This window comes from Oceanospirillum sanctuarii (assembly GCF_002150805.1).
GTDB lineage: Bacteria > Pseudomonadota > Gammaproteobacteria > Pseudomonadales > Halomonadaceae > Oceanospirillum > Oceanospirillum sanctuarii.
Window position 1 is genome coordinate 923,807 of sequence record NZ_MTBA01000004.1, and the last position, 16,468, is coordinate 940,274.

At 51.2% G+C, this 16,468-nt stretch carries 16 protein-coding genes; 2 read left to right on the forward strand and 14 right to left on the reverse strand.

All coding sequences use genetic code 11. From position 1 onward, the window contains the following. Nucleotides 1-14: 14 nt before the first annotated feature. Nucleotides 15-488: a FliG C-terminal domain-containing protein gene (locus tag BV405_RS11225; protein WP_086480927.1), complete on the forward strand. Its 474-nt coding sequence runs from the start codon at nucleotides 15-17 to the stop codon at nucleotides 486-488. Nucleotides 489-596: 108 nt separating this feature from the next. Here BV405_RS11225 and der read toward each other — a convergent pair whose 3' ends face one another. The 13 genes from der to trmJ all read right to left on the reverse strand — a co-directional run bounded on the left by der (nucleotide 597) and on the right by trmJ (nucleotide 14,136). Continuing rightward, nucleotides 597-2,015, reverse strand: coding sequence for a ribosome biogenesis GTPase Der (der, locus tag BV405_RS11230; RefSeq protein WP_086480928.1), 1,419 nt, complete (start codon nucleotides 2,013-2,015; stop codon nucleotides 597-599). A gap of 112 nt (nucleotides 2,016-2,127) precedes the next feature. After that, nucleotides 2,128-3,270, reverse strand: coding sequence for an outer membrane protein assembly factor BamB (gene bamB / locus BV405_RS11235; protein WP_086480929.1), 1,143 nt, complete (start codon nucleotides 3,268-3,270; stop codon nucleotides 2,128-2,130). 1 nt (nucleotide 3,271) lies between these two features. Next, nucleotides 3,272-3,916, reverse strand: a complete 645-nt coding sequence (locus tag BV405_RS11240) for a YfgM family protein (protein WP_086480930.1) — start codon at nucleotides 3,914-3,916, stop codon at nucleotides 3,272-3,274. 83 nt (nucleotides 3,917-3,999) lie between these two features. After that, a complete protein-coding gene (gene hisS / locus BV405_RS11245; protein ID WP_086480931.1) occupies nucleotides 4,000-5,277 on the reverse strand; it encodes a histidine--tRNA ligase in 1,278 nt (425 codons plus the stop codon). A gap of 157 nt (nucleotides 5,278-5,434) precedes the next feature. Then, nucleotides 5,435-6,544, reverse strand: a complete 1,110-nt coding sequence (gene ispG / locus BV405_RS11250; RefSeq protein WP_086480932.1) for a flavodoxin-dependent (E)-4-hydroxy-3-methylbut-2-enyl-diphosphate synthase — start codon at nucleotides 6,542-6,544, stop codon at nucleotides 5,435-5,437. A gap of 285 nt (nucleotides 6,545-6,829) precedes the next feature. Continuing rightward, on the reverse strand, nucleotides 6,830-7,771 hold the full coding sequence (locus BV405_RS11255; RefSeq protein WP_086480933.1) for a RodZ domain-containing protein: 942 nt from the start codon (nucleotides 7,769-7,771) through the stop codon (nucleotides 6,830-6,832). Nucleotides 7,772-7,840: 69 nt separating this feature from the next. Then, complete coding sequence (pilW, locus tag BV405_RS11260) at nucleotides 7,841-8,602, reverse strand: type IV pilus biogenesis/stability protein PilW (protein WP_086480934.1); 762 nt, start codon at nucleotides 8,600-8,602, stop codon at nucleotides 7,841-7,843. A gap of 74 nt (nucleotides 8,603-8,676) precedes the next feature. Continuing rightward, the gene (rlmN, locus tag BV405_RS11265) at nucleotides 8,677-9,831 is read right to left on the reverse strand and encodes a dual-specificity RNA methyltransferase RlmN (RefSeq protein ID WP_086480935.1); all 1,155 of its coding nucleotides are present in this window, start codon (nucleotides 9,829-9,831) and stop codon (nucleotides 8,677-8,679) included. Between the two features lie 232 nt (nucleotides 9,832-10,063). Further along, the gene (gene ndk / locus BV405_RS11270; protein WP_086481175.1) at nucleotides 10,064-10,492 is read right to left on the reverse strand and encodes a nucleoside-diphosphate kinase; all 429 of its coding nucleotides are present in this window, start codon (nucleotides 10,490-10,492) and stop codon (nucleotides 10,064-10,066) included. 237 nt (nucleotides 10,493-10,729) lie between these two features. Continuing rightward, nucleotides 10,730-11,053, reverse strand: a complete 324-nt coding sequence (locus BV405_RS11275) for a HesB/IscA family protein (RefSeq protein WP_086480936.1) — start codon at nucleotides 11,051-11,053, stop codon at nucleotides 10,730-10,732. Nucleotides 11,054-11,199: 146 nt separating this feature from the next. Further along, nucleotides 11,200-12,345 carry an IscS subfamily cysteine desulfurase gene (locus BV405_RS11280; protein WP_086480937.1) on the reverse strand — a complete coding sequence of 382 codons (1,146 nt, stop codon included), beginning with the start codon at nucleotides 12,343-12,345 and terminating at the stop codon, nucleotides 11,200-11,202. A gap of 192 nt (nucleotides 12,346-12,537) precedes the next feature. Beyond that, nucleotides 12,538-13,011 carry a Fe-S cluster assembly transcriptional regulator IscR gene (iscR, locus tag BV405_RS11285; RefSeq protein WP_086480938.1) on the reverse strand — a complete coding sequence of 158 codons (474 nt, stop codon included), beginning with the start codon at nucleotides 13,009-13,011 and terminating at the stop codon, nucleotides 12,538-12,540. 318 nt (nucleotides 13,012-13,329) lie between these two features. Next, the gene (trmJ, locus tag BV405_RS11290; RefSeq protein ID WP_245832296.1) at nucleotides 13,330-14,136 is read right to left on the reverse strand and encodes a tRNA (cytosine(32)/uridine(32)-2'-O)-methyltransferase TrmJ; all 807 of its coding nucleotides are present in this window, start codon (nucleotides 14,134-14,136) and stop codon (nucleotides 13,330-13,332) included. A 349-nt stretch (nucleotides 14,137-14,485) separates the two neighbouring features. Here trmJ and BV405_RS11295 point away from each other — a divergent pair, with 349 nt between their 5' ends. After that, nucleotides 14,486-15,280 (forward strand): inositol monophosphatase family protein, encoded by a 795-nt coding sequence (locus tag BV405_RS11295; protein ID WP_086480939.1) that lies wholly within the window; start codon nucleotides 14,486-14,488, stop codon nucleotides 15,278-15,280. Between the two features lie 194 nt (nucleotides 15,281-15,474). Here BV405_RS11295 and secF read toward each other — a convergent pair whose 3' ends face one another. Beyond that, on the reverse strand, nucleotides 15,475-16,398 hold the full coding sequence (gene secF, locus BV405_RS11300; protein ID WP_086481177.1) for a protein translocase subunit SecF: 924 nt from the start codon (nucleotides 16,396-16,398) through the stop codon (nucleotides 15,475-15,477). Nucleotides 16,399-16,468: the final 70 nt, after the last annotated feature.

The following is a 16,468-nucleotide window of genomic DNA, read 5'->3' on the forward strand; positions in this document are numbered from 1 at the left end:
TCAGGAGTAGCACGATGAGTTTTGAAGTTTTCACACTGGGCGAACACAGGTACAAAATCAGCAAGGACTTTTTCTCCACTCAGCTGGAACTGGCTGACGCCATGGAGCTGATCTCCAAGCTGGATGAACAGCTGGGTCTTAACCCGCCACAGTCTCAGGGCGAACCGAATTTTATCCATCTGGGCCGCAAACTGCTGAAGACGCTGACCCACATGGACAGCAAGAGCATGCAGACACTGATGCATACCGCATCACGGGATCAGCTGGTGGATATTATGCGCACGGTTAAAGGCACCAAGCTGGAAAACCGCCTGATGACCCACACCACCAAACGAAATAAGCAGGCGATTCAGAGCGATGTGCTCTACAACCAGCCGATTAAACCGCTGGAAGCCCTGCGTGCCTTTACCGAGTTTTTTTCGCTGGTGGAAAAACTGATCGATGAGGAACATATCACTCTGATTGATCCTAACGGTGAGTATTACTAACCCTTTTGAGCACCCGCTCTGAACAACCTTATTCAGGACGGGTCTCAGGTACAAAAAAAGCCCTGAAATCTGAGATTTCAGGGCTTTTTTATTTGCAGCAGAAGCGTCTTAACGGCGCTTCTTACGCTCGGTACGTGCGTCTTTGGTCAGGTTCAACTGACGATCTTTCGCCTTCTGACGATCATCCTTATCACTGTTGTCATAAGGGTTATGACCGGTACGGAATTCGAAGCGAATCGGCGTACCTTTAACCTTCAGCACTTTACGGAAAGTATTGGTCAGGTAACGCTTATAGCTTTCCGGCAGTGAGTCAGTCTGACTGCCGTGCACCACGATAATCGGTGGATTCTTACCGCCCTGGTGTGCGTAACGCAGCTTGATACGGCGGCCACGTACGATCGGCGGCTGGTGCTCTTTGACAACGTCTTCCAGAATCGTCGTCAGACGGTTGGTCTGCCAGTGGCTCATCGCAGAATCAAAAGCGCTGTTGATCGACTTATACAGATGGCCCACACCTGTACCATGCAGAGCTGAGATAAAGTGAACATCGGCGTAGTTTACAAAACCCAGACGACGGTCCACATCCTCTTTGATCTTGTCTTTAACGTCAGTATCCAGACCATCCCACTTGTTCACCGCAATCACCAGAGCACGGCCGCTTTGCAGCACGAAGTCCAGCAGGTGCAGATCCTGCTCAACAATACCGGTACGGGCATCGATCACCATCACGGCTACGTTACATTCACGTACCGCTTCCAGTGTTTTGATGATGGAGAATTTCTCAGCAATCTCGGTAACGTTCTTACGACGACGAATACCCGCGGTATCGATCAGGGTGTATTCCTGACCATCACGCTCAAACGGAATCGCAATTGCATCACGGGTGGTTCCCGGCTGGTCGTAAACCACCACACGCTCTTCACCCAGAATACGGTTTACCAGCGTGGATTTACCCACGTTCGGACGACCAATAACACCGATGCGTACACCTTTGTGTTTCAGCTGATCGTGCAGCTCTTCCTCTTCGTCCGGCTCCGGGAAAGGCTCCAGAATATGTTGGATCATCGCGGTGACGTTACGGCCATGGGCGGCAGCAATCGCGATCGGATTACGCTCCATACCCAGAGCGTAGAATTCTGCAACAACCACATCCGGATCAGAACCGTCGGTTTTATTGACGATCAGCCAGGCATCTTTGCCCTTTTCACGCAGGTGCTGAGCGATCATCTGATCTGCAGCAGTCAGACCCGCACGGCCATCCACCAGAAACAGAACGATGTCTGCTTCTTCAATCGCCAGCAGAGACTGTCCCGCCATCGCGGAGTCGATACCGTGCTCATCGCCACTGATACCGCCTGTATCAATTACGATATAAGGCTTGCCACCGACTTTACCCTCGCCATATTTACGGTCACGGGTCAGACCAGCAAAGTCAGCAACCAGAGCGTCACGACTGCGGGTCAGGCGGTTAAACAGTGTTGATTTGCCCACATTCGGGCGGCCCACCAGGGCAATAACAGGATTCATTCAGGTATCTTCAGTTCTTCAACAGGTGCATGCATTGGGCACACACAAAAAGTGTCACGCTACAGTCTCTGCAATCGGGCAAGGGATGAGGGCCCTCGCCTTTGTTGTGGTCTTACTGACGGCGGATCGCCATCAGACGGCCATTCACGGCTACAGCGTATAAAGTGTTTTCCGTGATGATCAGCGGTTGTTCAATACCGCTGGCATCCGCTTGGATGCGGCCCACCACGTGGCCATCGGCCAGCGAGATCAGATGAACATAGCCCTCATAATCTCCCACAGCCAGAGTATCGCCCCAGATCACCGGAGCCGTCAGACGGCGGCCGCTCAGAGCATCCTGATTCCAGAGCACACCACCGGAACGCGCATCCAGCGCGACAATATTGCTGCCTTCATCCACGTAGAGAATATTGCCGAAGCCCTCTACCGCCGGATAAAAGCTTGAATCTTTACGCTCCCAGATACCGCGACCACTGGACGGATCCAGTGCGATCAGGCGGCCCTGATAGCTGGTTACCACCAGCATACCTTTGCTGGTCAAAAGCGGCTGGCCATCAACATCCACCAGACGCTCAATATCGGTACGACCGGATGGAACGGCAACACGAACATCCCACGCCAGCTGGCCATTACGGTTATCCAGCGCAACAACCCGGCCATTGGCAAAACCGGCAAAGGTTGCAGAAGGAACAACCAGAGGCGTGGCCGTGCCATGCAGAGTCAGCAGCGGCTCAGAGCTTTCGTAGTTCCAAAGGGTACGACCTGTACGTTCGTCCAGTGCCGAAACCTTACCGTCAGCGGTCTGTACCACAACCTGATGAGCTGCAGTATTAACCTGAGGTGGCGTCAGCACCTGAGTGCTCAGACGGGTGCGCCATAAAACCTGACCGCCGGAAGCGGACAAGGCGATAACCTCACCGTTCTGAGTGCCCAGATAAAGCTGTCCCTGATTATAGCTAAGGCCTGAGCTGGCACCGCTGTCCAGGTTTGCTTCCCAAAGGAATTCACCTTTATCAGCGTTCCAGGCCGTCAGATTGCCTTCACGGTCGATGCCGTAAATTTTTCCTTCGGCAATCACAGGCGGCAGCAGATAGCCCAGCTCACCCGGCCCTTTGGCTGCAAAATCCTGCCAGACAATATCCAGCTCAACTTTCTCATCAAAACTGGTGAGATCTTTTGGCGGATACTGGGGCTCAGGCAAACTGCCACAAGCCGTCAGCAACAGAGCCAGAACCGGGGTCAGCCAGCGCAACATATCAGGCTCCCAGGTCTGCCAGTTTCATATCGATAACCGGACGAGCTACGCCTGATGCCGCGAAAGCCGCTTTAGCGCTTTCATAAGCAGTACGGGCTGCTTCTTTGTCGCCCATCTCGGTCAGAATGTCGCCTTTCAGCTCTTCTGCATTGCCTTTGTAAGCATCGGTTTTCAGCGCTTTCAGCAGATCCAGCGCCTGCTGGTTGCTGCCTTGCTGCCAAAGAATCTGCGCCTGACGTACGCCAGCCACTTCTTTGATCATGGCACTTTCGGTTTCAGCATTCAGCTTGTTCAGTACCGCTGCGGCGGCATCAAACTGATCACCGTCCACCAGCAGTTTCGCCTCAAACAGTGCAGCGTAATCGGCATACAGAGAACCTTTATGCTCTTCCTGCAGCGTCACCGCCAGATGCTTAGCGGTTGCACGTTCTTCATCGGTCATTTCAGGCTTGTTCATTACATCGATCAGCTGCTCGTAGGCAGAAGAAGCGGCTTCCGCTTTCGCCTGCTGATCCGCCTGCCACCATTTCCAGCCGCCAACAGCTGCAACCGCCAGAACTAGGCCTATGATGAGGGACTTACCGTTGTCCGCCCACCATCTTTTCATCAGTTCAATCTGTTCTTCTTCGGTACGTAATTCAGACACCGGATATCTCCTGTGGCAATGTCATCCTGAAATGGGCCCTGGTTTCCGGCACAGGCCCAATCGATAGTGTTTAAACGGGCTGCTTACAGCCCGGAGTCCTGCAGGAAGTCGATCAGACCGGAAATACTAACGGTCTCCTGATCACGGGCTTCACGCAGGAATTTAACGGCTACTTCACCGTTGGTTACTTCATTTTCACCCAGAATCAGCGCAATCGATGCACCACTCTTGTCGGCTTTTTTGATCTGGTTTTTAAAGCTGCCACCACCACAATGCATCTGCGTACGGTAGTTGGTTTTCTCGCGCAGCATCTCACCCAGCAGCAGACCGTGAGTAGCCATGCCTTCGCCAACCGCTGCAATAAAGATCTGCGGTTGGTTGCTGACGTGTTCCGGGATCACATCCAGTGTTTGCAGCATCAGAATCAGACGCTCGATACCCATGGCAAAACCAACTGCTGGCGTTGCACGACCACCCAGCTGTTCAACCAGGCCATCATAACGACCACCTGCACAGACAGTACCCTGAGAGCCCAGTTCCGTTGTGGTCCACTCAAATACGGTTTTGCAGTAGTAATCCAGACCACGAACCAGACGCGGGTTCAGCTTGTATTCAATACCGGCTGCATCCAGCATGCTGCACAGCTGCTCGAAGTGCTCTTTGGATTCCTGATCGATGTAGTCTTCAAATACCGGTGCACCATCCAGCAGTGCCTGAGTATTCTGATCTTTACTGTCCAGAATACGCATCGGGTTGGTTTCCAGACGACGCTGACTGTCTTCGTCCAGCTCATCTTTACGGGCTGACAGGAATTCAACCAGCGCAGTACGGTATTCGGCACGCGCCTCGGAAGAACCCAGAGAATTCAGTTCCAGAGTTACGGATTCATACAGCCCCAGCTCTTTCCAGAGACGGGCGCTCAGAATAATCAGCTCGGCATCAATATCAGGACCTGCCATACCGAAGGTTTCCACACCGATCTGGTGGAACTGACGGTAGCGACCTTTCTGCGGACGCTCATGGCGGAACATAGGGCCCTTGTACCAGAGACGCTGAATCTGGTTGTACAGCAAGCCATGCTCTTCACCGGCACGGACACAACCGGCAGTACCTTCCGGACGCAGTGTCAGGCTGTCACCGTTACGGTCTTCAAAGGTGTACATCTCTTTTTCAACAATATCGGTTACTTCGCCGATAGAGCGTTTGAACAGAGCCGTCTGCTCAACGATCGGCATACGGATCTCCTGATAGCTGTAACGCTTCAGCAGATCAGCAACCGTTGCTTCCAGATACTGCCAGACGGCACTTTGTTCCGGCAGGATGTCATTCATCCCACGGATAGCCTGAATTTTCTTAGCCAAAATCAATTCCTAAATACTGTCTTTTCAATCGGGTATCGTAGCGGCGGTGCACAGCCTGCTACGGAAATCTTGTTGAACGCATCCTCAAAGGTGCGTTTGTGCTGACCATAAAAAACGAGCAGTGTCGGCACTGCTCGTTTTACACACCAAAAGCAGATTAGCTTTTAGCGATCAGCTGAGCGTCAGCCTCTTCTTTCAGGCGGGCACGCTCACGAATCATCTGCTCAAGCTCAGCAGCAAGGTTGTCATTACCCAGCTTCTGGGCTGGCTTACCATCGATATAAACCAGATTTGGCGAACCACCGGTCAGACCCAGTGCAACCTCTTTCGCTTCACCCGGACCATTTACCACGCAACCAATCACAGCAACATCCAGCGGTGTGCGTATATCTTCAAGACGGGTTTCCAGTTCGTTCATCACGCCAATCACATCAAAGTTCTGGCGGGAACAGCTTGGACAGGCAATAAAGTTAATACCGTTACTGCGCAGCTTAAGGCTCTTCAGAATATCAAAGCCTACCTTGATCTCTTCAACCGGATCAGCGGCCAGAGAAACACGGATAGTGTCGCCGATACCATCCATCAGCAACATGCCAAGACCCACGGACGATTTAACGGTACCGGAACGCAGGCCACCGGCTTCGGTGATCCCCAGATGCAGGGGCTGCTCAATCTGGCTGGCAATTTTACGATATGCAGCCACGGTCATAAAGACATCAGATGCTTTCAGACTCAGTTTGAAGTCCTGAAAATCCAGTCGATCAAGAATATCGATATGGCGCATAGCAGATTCCACCAAAGCATCCGGTGTTGGTTCGCCATATTTCTTCTGCAGTTCCTTCTCCAGAGAGCCAGCATTCACACCGATACGAATCGGAATACCATGGTGACGGGCTGCATCCACCACCTGACGAACACGGTCGTCACTACCGATATTACCCGGGTTGATGCGCAGACAATCGACACCCAGATCCGCCACTTTCAGGGCGATGCGGTAATCAAAATGGATATCCGCCACCAAAGGCACATTGACCTGCTTACGGATCTTACCGAAAGCCTCAGCAGCATCCATTGAAGGCACAGAAACACGCACAATATCCGCACCAGCTTCTTCCAGGCGACGAATCTGCCCGACAGTCGCGTCAACATCACAGGTTTCTGTATTGGTCATACTCTGTACCGAGATGGGCGCATCGCCACCTACCGGCACATTACCTACCATAATCTGACGGGACTTACGGCGTTTGATCGGGGATTCAAAATGCACGGACTTGTCTCTCTCTTTAGCAAACGGTCGTACTAGCGTTCTAAACGTTCCAACTCACTAAACTGCTCTTTGGAAGGCCGCTTTTACAAAAGCGATCTTTCTGAATTCCTGTTTCTCATAAGTGGCCATCGACGACTGACAACCACAGAAATACACTTTCATTTCTGCTCCGGTCTTAAAACAGCAAAGCTCCGGCCAATAAATTGACCAGAGCCCGACCGGAAAAAGGGGCATTTAAAGCCCCTATTTTAATCTAATGTCGCTCTGCTTCACCATCCGGTTTTATTATTCGCCCAGAGTAAAGCGCGCAATATTATTGCGATTGGTGTGAGGCTTCAGATCAACCTCTTCACCCTGATAGGTCACAACAGCGCCACCGGCATTACCGATCATCAGTTTGAATGGCGGCAGGCCTTCAACAACAGACTCTTCGCCAGCCTGTTTCAGGTTGGCAACAACCTTGATATCACGACCATCGGTGACCTCTACCCAACACTCTTCAGTAAAGGTAATAGTGAAACGCTCCTGCCCCATAACAGCCTGGCCGATCTCTTCTGGCGTTGGCTCCTCAGCAACAGCGGTTGTTTCTGTGGCTGCGTCATCGGCAGTCACTTCTGTATTCTCTGTGACGGCATCAGCAGCTTCCGTCGCATCACCTTCTTCTACTGCAATAACCTGCTCTGTAATAGGGCTTTCTTCTGCACCGGAAAGATCCATCTGAGCGATAATGGTTTCACCTTCTGAGGTTTCAACAGTTACGGTATCGCTCTGCACCAGACTCAGCGGTTCAGCACCATTACGGCTCTGCCACCACATGATCGACAGGGCGATCAACGCGGCCACAACAGCCAGCGTTGTGTACTTAATCAAAGGATCAGAGAAGCTGCGCTGTGGCTTAATCGTCTCAACCGGTTTATAACGCTCTTCCGGCTTAGGTTCTTCATTGAAGTTAGCGTTGTAAGCATCGACCAGAGCCTCAGCATCAACACCGACCAATTTAGCGTAGGCACGCAGGTAACCACGAACAAAAGTTGCACCAGGCAAAGCGCTGTAATTATCGTCTTCGATCATCTGCACAAAAGAGTGCTTCAGATTCAGCTGCTCAGACACTTCACGGGTGCTGAGCTGCATGCGCTCACGGCCTTTTTTCAGCTGCTCGCCCGGCATGTTTTCCGGTAGCTGAACATCAGCCTGAATATCGTCCTGAGTGGCTAGAGTATCGGTCATGATCGGATAAATTCCTTGCGTCTCGGTTCTTTCGTTTTCGTCGTTTTATTATGTCGTAGACTTTTCGTTCTAATTCGCCTGCTTCAGCCGGGACAATTCAGATAAATAACGGCTGCGTTCTGCGTTTTTTCCCAACTGTTCGGACAGCCGGATGCCTAACATTAACCCCCGCTCGGAGGCATTGGCAACTTTCAAATGTTGCTGTAAGTAACCCCATGCATCCAGAGGACGGTTTTGTGCATATTTGAGTGATGCTAACTCTAACAGGGCACGGCTTGAGTTACGATCTAATTGCAGTGCTCTTTTAAAAGAAGATTCTGCTTTAAGGGTCTGATTCAGCTGTAGCTGGCAAAGCCCCAGATTCTCAAAAGCCAGTCCGCGATTGACATACAGGGTATCACTGACGGTAATTTCCAGCTGTTTGCAGGCTTCCGGGTAACGCTGTTGGCCATAGAGAAACGCAGCATAGTTGTTGCGGGCAACAGAGAACTGACCACCTTCATCCAGCGCTTTCTCGAAGTGGACTTCAGCAAGCGCTTTCTCACCTTCCTGCTGGTAGATCAAAGCCATGCCATGCAAAGCATCAGGGGATTCATCGTCCAATGCCAGCGCTTTAACAAAAGCACGCTTGGCACGATCCGTATTACCCCGCTCCAGATAAGCGAAACCAAGCTGAGTGTAGGAATTGACACTTTTCTCGATGGCAGGTTCACTCTGTAGCGGCTGCTCAGGCTGAGCGGAACACCCCACTAACATCAGAGCTAGCAGCGCCATCAGAAGATGGACTGACGTATGCACTTTTTTCCGGATCATATCGGTTCGAAGTGCCATAAATATCCTTTTCGGTCAGTCGTTATCGTCACAAAAGAGAACTGCTATCTTACTGAAGACAGCAGAAAGATCCATTAGCCTGCATCAGGCTTCTGAGCAGCATCAACCACTTCAACAGCCTGGATCAGCTGATCGCCGCTGGCGTATTTGGCGCTACGACGGGTACGATCCATCACCTGACCTACCAGCTGACCACAAGCAGCGTCGATATCATCACCACGGGTACTACGCACGGTCACCACGTAACCGGCATCGATCAGCGAATCGCGGAAACGCATAATCGCATTGCGGCTCGGACGCTTGTAGTCATTGTTCGGGAAGGGGTTAAACGGAATCAGGTTGATCTTACAATCCAGCTTGCGCAGCACTTTCGCCAGCTGAACCGCATGCTGCGGCTGATCATTGACTCCGGCGATCAGGGTGTATTCGATGGTGATAGAACGGTTATCACCCAGAGTATCCAGATAGCGCTGACAGGTTTCCAGCAGCTGGTGAATCGGGTACTTCTGGTTGATCGGCACCAGCTCGTTACGCAGCTCATCATTCGGCGCGTGCAGGGAGATCGCCAGAGCGACATCGATCTGACCAATCATTTTCTCCAGCTGAGGCACAACACCTGAGGTACTCAGAGTGACACGACGCTTGGAAAGCCCATAACCCATATCATCCAGCATCAGACGCATGGAAGACATTACAGGTTCAAAGTTCATCAGAGGCTCGCCCATGCCCATCATCACGACGTTGGTCACCGGACGGTTTGCACTATCGGTACGAGGGCCAAAAGAACGCTGTGCAACCCAAACCTGACCGATAATCTCAGCCGGAGTCAGGTTACGCTGGAAGCCTTGTTTACCGGTTGAGCAGAAACTGCAGTCCAGTGAACAGCCCACCTGGGAAGACACACAAAGAGTACGGCGCTTCTCATCCATCGGAATCAGAACGGTTTCAATGCAGCTACCGCCATCAACCTTGAGAACCCATTTACGGGTGCCATCATCGGAGAAATCCTGATAAACAATTTCAGGACCACGAACTTCAGCAACCTCTTTCAGCTTGGCACGCAGCACCTTGCTCAGGTTGGTCATATCGTCAAAGTTATCCACACCATAATGGTGAATCCACTTCATCACCTGCGCGGTACGGAAACGCTTCTCACCGATAGAATCGAAAAAAGCCTCCATCTGAGGAGTAGTTAAACCCAGTAGATTGGTTTTTGTTTGTTCGCTCATATCGTCGTACCGGTAAAAAGTGAGGTGGCTCGTTTGACGGATCGTTCTGCTTTTTAAAGCGGCAAAAACCACTACAGAAGACCACAAAACAACCTGAAAGAAGTCGAAAATCCTTTGTAAACAATGCATTGAAACACTGCCTACAAAACCACAAACAGCCACTCAAGGTGGCTGTTTGTGTTTGGTCTGAATCAGTCTGCCGAAGCGGTCTCATTCAGACCCGCATCAGAAATTAACCGCGTGGGCAGATTTCGTCAGCGTTAAAGAAGTAAGCTACTTCGCGCTCTGCAGAAGCTGCAGAATCAGAACCGTGAACAGCGTTCGCGTCGATAGACTCAGCGAAGTCACGACGGATAGTACCTTCAGCAGCTTCCTGTGGATTAGTAGCACCCATCAGGTCACGGTTAGCCAGAATTGCATTTTCACCTTCCAGAACCTGTACAACAACAGGACCAGAAGTCATGAACGCAACCAGATCACCAAAGAAAGGACGCTCTTTGTGTTCTGCGTAGAAACCTTCAGCCTGCTCTTGAGACAGGTGGATCATTTTAGCTGCAACAACCTGCAGACCAGCGTTTTCGAAACGCGCAATGATCTGACCAACAACATTTTTAGCTACTGCATCAGGCTTGATAATAGAAAGAGTGCGTTCAACCGCCATCGGATAGTTCTCCAACGTATGTTCTGTGAAAAGTGCGAACACCGGAAAGTATGAACAGCAAAGTGTTTGACATTTCCATGTTCAGCCATAAAAACCCGCGAAGTATACGCAGGTTGATTTCAAATTAGTATGTTGTGCTGCGACTTTATGGCAAAAAAACGTAAAAAAACGCCAACGCACATTTGAGTGCCGATCAAACAGACTAAGCCTGCTTAGACACTGATGCTGCCAGCAGAGTTAAACGCTGAAACTTTCGCCGCAACCGCACTCATCTTTAACATTCGGATTGTTGAAGCGGAAGAAGCTGTTCAGCCCCTGAGTGACATAATCCACTTCACTGCCATCCAGAACATCCAGCGCTTCAGCGTCGATAATCACTTTAACGTCGTGCTGCTCAAAAACGTGATCTTCTGCGGCCACTTCATCAGCAAAATCCAGCACATAAGAGAAACCGGAACAACCACTTGGCTTCACCTTAACCCGCAGACCTTCGCCTTTACCTCGATCAGCCAGACACTTACGAATATGGCCCGCTGCTGATTCTGTAATTGTAACTGCCATAACGGACTCCTTAATCGGCTCCACTTTAGCTGAGCCAGATCGTTTAATGGTTCAATTCGTTTTCGCCCACCACCTGTTCAGCGGCGGCGCATAAGGCATCAGGTAATTAAAGGCCTGATACCAAAATCTCTAACGGTGACTTTCGGCTAGCTTCTCAGCGCGGTTACCGCGCGGGTGACACTGGCGATCGCCTGTTCCACTTCTTCTGCTGTGCAGAATCGCCCCCAGCTGAAGCGCAGAGAACTCAGCGCCTTATCCCGTGGCAAACCGATACCACTCAAGACATAGGATGGATCAACACTGGCGGAGTTACAGGCAGATCCTGTAGAAACCGCTACATCTTTCAACGCCATGAGCAGAGACTCACCATCCACTCCGGCAAAGCAGACATTCAGAATACCGGGATAGCCGGATTCCAGATCACCATTAACTGAGACCGCATCCAGCACAGAAATTCCCTGCCAGAACTGCTGACGCAGAGTCGTCAAATGATCAAAATCCTGCTGGAGGCGTTCTGTTGCGATCTTCATCGCCTCCGCCATACCCACAATCTGATGGGTAGGAAGCGTGCCGGAACGCATGCCTCGCTCATGGCCACCACCGTGGATCTGAGCGGCAACTTTCAGATCCGGATCACGACGCACATAAAGCGCGCCCATCCCCTTAGGGCCGTAGATTTTGTGTGCGCTGAAGGAAACCAGATCGATCGGCATATTCGCCAGGTCCATCACCACCTTGCCGCCAGCCTGAGCAGCATCGACATGGAAGACCACACCTTTTTCGCGTAGCAGCGCACCAATTTCCAGGACCGGATTAATACTGCCCAGCTCATTATTGACCCACATAAAAGAGGCCAGAATCGTGTCTTCTCGCAGGGCATCTGCAACCTGCTCAACGGAGATCACACCCGTGCTATCCGGCTTAAGGTAAGTCACCTCAAAGCCCTGAGTTTCCAGCCAGCCACAGGTATCCAGCACCGCTTTATGTTCAATGGCGGAGGTGATGATATGCCGCCCCTGTGCTTTTCGGGTCTCAGCCACGCCTTTCAGCGCCAGGTTATTCGATTCGGTCGCACCGGATGTCCAGACAAGCTCCCGCAGATCACAACCAACAGACTTAGCAATGGTCAGACGGGACTCTTCAACCGCCTGCTCCGCAAACCAGCCCAGCATGTGCGCACGGGATGCCGGATTGGCAAAACAACCATCGGCTGTCAGGTATTGCATCATCTTTTCCGCAACCGCAGGATCGACCGGAGTGGTTGCAGCGTAATCCATGTAGAGGGTTTGCATTGTCTTGATACCGGATCAGGCCACGGCAGTAGTGGCTGGTTAGTAGCAACGTTCGTTAAGATTCGTCTGATCAGCAAGGTGAACAAACAGGCCCCGAACAAGACCGGACTGCCAAAACGAGGGCATTATATAGCGCTCAGACGACAAAGCCAGACCGGGGTCTGGCTTATCAGAGGCAGTCCTGAGACCAGATTACATCAGAGCAACCTGAATCTTATTAGCATTCTCTTCGCCTTTCAGACCACAGGCTTCGCGGGCAGATGCCTCGTGCTGGCGAACCAATTCACCCAGACTGATACCGTTCAGGAAGTCATGAATCTGATCGCTCAGCTGACACCATAGATGGTGCGTCAGACACTCACGACCATCTTTACAGTCGCCTTGCCCCTGACAGCGGGTCGCATCAACAGATTCATTGACGGCATCAATCACCTGAGCGACAAAAATCTCATCGCTTTCGCGGCTTAACTGATAACCACCACCGGGACCACGGACACTGCTAACCAGCTCATTGCGACGCAGCTTGGCAAAAAGCTGCTCAAGATAGGAGAGAGAGATCTCCTGTCGCTTTGAAATATCCGCCAGACTCACCGGCCCCTCAGTAGCATGTAGCGCCAGATCCAGCATCGCTGTTACTGCATAACGCCCTTTGGTCGTCAGCCGCATCGTGTTATCCCCAATAATTCTGATAAAGCCCCGGTAACCCGAGCCTGACGAGCAAGCTGTCGTAACACAGACACTAAATCTGAATTAAGACACCGATACAGTAATTGCCCATCGATAAAGACTTTAGTTTACCTTCAATGATCAAGCATTATGATAACCCCTACTGTTTTGGTCAAGTATTGAGCTAAACAAAGGGCTTATAACTGTGTTAGCGGGTGTAACGCAGCCCGAACGACTGCGCTGTTATTTTCAGGCTATCTCAATAATAGATGCCTGAACATCAGAACGCTCAATCAAGAGGTCTGAGCACATTACTAGTCAGGACTTAGGGCGCTTAGCCTTCAGATCCGCTGCCTTCTCGGTCGCGGTCAGAATACCCCGCAGGATATTCAACTCGGTCTGATCCAGTCGGGCACGCTGATAAAGTCGACGCAAACGCTGCATCAGGTTACGGGGGTTTTCCGGGTCATAAAAATCCAGATCGGTAAGCACCTGCTCCAGGTGCTGATAGAAACGCTCAACACCCGCAGCATCCGCCCAATCCACATCCCACTCATCCTGCCAGTCCGGCAAAGTGGCATCCTGAAGCTCCAGCCATTTCACCCGCAACTCATAAACCAAAACCTGAACCGCTGCGGCAACATTCAGTGAGCTGAAGCTCTCATCAGTCGGAATATTGACGTGAAAATGACATAGGGCCAGCTCTTCATTAGTCAGGCCCCGATCTTCACGACCAAAGACAAGCGCAATCTGAGCATCCGGCTGAGCCATGCTGGCTTTGGCTGCTTCATCCGCCATCTGGCGAGGAGTAATCAGCGGCCAACAGAGATTACGCTGACGGGCACTGGTGCCAATAACAAGCTGGCAATCAGCAATGGCGGCTTCCAGATCATCAACGATCATGGCCTGATCCAGAATCTCATCTGCGCGAGAGCTTCGGGCGTAGGCCTCAGCGTCCGGCTGCTGTTTTGGGGCAACCAATGTCAGCCGGGACAACCCCATGTTTTTCATCGCCCGGGCTGCCGCACCGATATTTCCGGTATGGGTAGTATTTACCAGCACAATCCGGACATTGCTCAACAATCCCGCAACACCTGCTGCCACTTCACTTGTATTAGCCGACATGGCTTTAAACACCTCTGTATATCCACCCTGCCCACCAATCAGAATCAGCAGGTGACAGATAAAAACGTAAATTTTTTATTCCATGAACCTGCAATCATCTTCATCATCGATTTATCCGCAACGCGGGCTAAAACAGTAAAGATGAATAAATTTTCTCTGCAAACTCAACCAACTAGCACCACTCTAACATCTGTTGAAAGCTGACAACACACCGTAATTTTCACTAAAAACTCTCATCTTCAGGCTGTTTTTGCTGTTTTTCTCCTTAAATCAGCCCTCGATTTCCATTTTTTTTCTGGTATGATGCGCGCCTTCGTTCTTTAACAATGTTTCATCTGACGGTAATCGCATGCATCCAATGGTTCAATTGGCGCTGCGCACTGCGCGTAGTGCTGTGCAAAATTTTCAGCGTATCAACGAACGTCTTGAGTTCGCTCGTGAAGACAACAAAATCGAACAACTTCTTGATGACACCGCTCGCTCTGTTGAGGGCTACATCATCAATCAACTGCGCCGTGCTCACCCAGAGCATAGCTTTAAAGGCCAGTATGAGCGCCTGATCCCTGGTGAAGGGGAAGGCAAAGAGATTCTTTGGAATGTGCAGCCGACTCACGGATGGAACAACCTAGCCCGCTCTATTCCTCAGAGCGCGGTCTCTATCAGTATCGAAATCAAAGAAAAAATTGAGCACGTAGTTGTGATCAACCCGTTCACTGGCGATGAATTCTATGCATCCCGTGGCCGTGGTGCTCAGCTGAATGGTCGTCGCATGCGTGCCAGCAATCAGCGTTCAATCGAAGCGGGTAAATACGCTCTGCCACTGCCAGATCTGAACAGCCGTGGCCGTAATTTCCCGATCTACATGGGTATGACTCAGCAACTGGGTCAGGTTGCAGAAAGCTTCCACAGCAGCGGTTGCATCCTGCTGGATATGCTGAGTACTGTAACCGGTCATACCGATGCCTGCGTTGCCTTTGGTGCAAAAGATCAGGAAATGCGTATCGCCGCTGTTTTTGCTAAAGAAGCAGGCTCACTCATTGGTGCCATTGACGGCAGCCCTAACTTACCTCAGGATGGTAACCTTATCTTAGCGAACCCTAAGATGTACAAGGTACTGCTGCAGATTGCCAAGTCGCACCTGTAAGACAGACCTGATGGTTTAGCTTTCCTTCTCTACGAAAGCAGACGCCCCAGCCCAAAAGGCTGGGGCGTTTTTTATTGCCTGTCGAAAGCCACGATTAGAGTAAGAGGCAACCGGAAGGGTTCCAGTCCAAAGACATAAAAAAACCGGCTCGCTGAGAGCCGGTTTTTTCTGATACCAGATTAGCCAAAGGAGCGTTAAGGACGGTCGTCCTCAATCTCACCTTCTTTCTCAGGCACCATCAGATCTTCACGATCAATGTTCATCGCCAGCAGTACGTTGGCAGCGACATAGATCGAAGAGTAAGTACCCACAAAAACACCAACCAGCAAGGCAATCGCAAAGTTGTGAATCAGCTCACCACCAAAGAAGAAGAGTGCAAACAGCACCAACAAAGTGGTTAAGGAGGTGATCAGGGTACGGCCCAGCGTCTGGTTCAGAGAGACATTAACGATGTCTTCCGGAGTACCGGTACGCAGACGACGGAAGTTCTCACGAATACGATCCGATACCACGATAGTATCGTTCAGCGAGTAACCGATTACCGCCAGTACTGCCGCCAACACCGTCAGATCGAAGTCCAACTGAAGAATTGAGAACAGACCCAGCATAATGATGACATCGTGCGCCAAGGCAGCTACGGAGGCCACTGAGAACTTAAGCTGGAAACGGAAGGCAACGTAAACCATTACCAGACCCAGCGCCAGCAGCATGCCCAGACCACCCTGGTCACGCAGCTCTTCACCCACCTGAGCACCAACAAACTCGGCACGCTTCAGCTCAACCTCGTAAGCGTCATTACTGCGAATAGCCGCCAGTACATCATCACCTACCGTTGGTGAGAAGCCTTGCGCCAGACGCACCAGAACATCCAGATCACTACCGAAGTTCTGTACGGTGACATCTTCAAAACCGGCATTTTCCAGCTCGCTGCGCAGATCGTTCAGCACAGGGGCCTGCTGGAAGCTGACTTCAACCAGCGTACCGCCGGTAAAATCCAGACCCAGTTTCAATTGATTTACCGCCAGCGACACTAGTGACAAGAGCACCAGCGCGATGGAGATATATCCAGCGATTTTACGCTTAGCCATAAAATCGATGGAGCGATTGATCCGTGACATAAACATTCCCACTCTAAAGGGTTTCACACCTTGTCAGGCAGCAGTCACGCCGCCCGACATGATCAAAGAC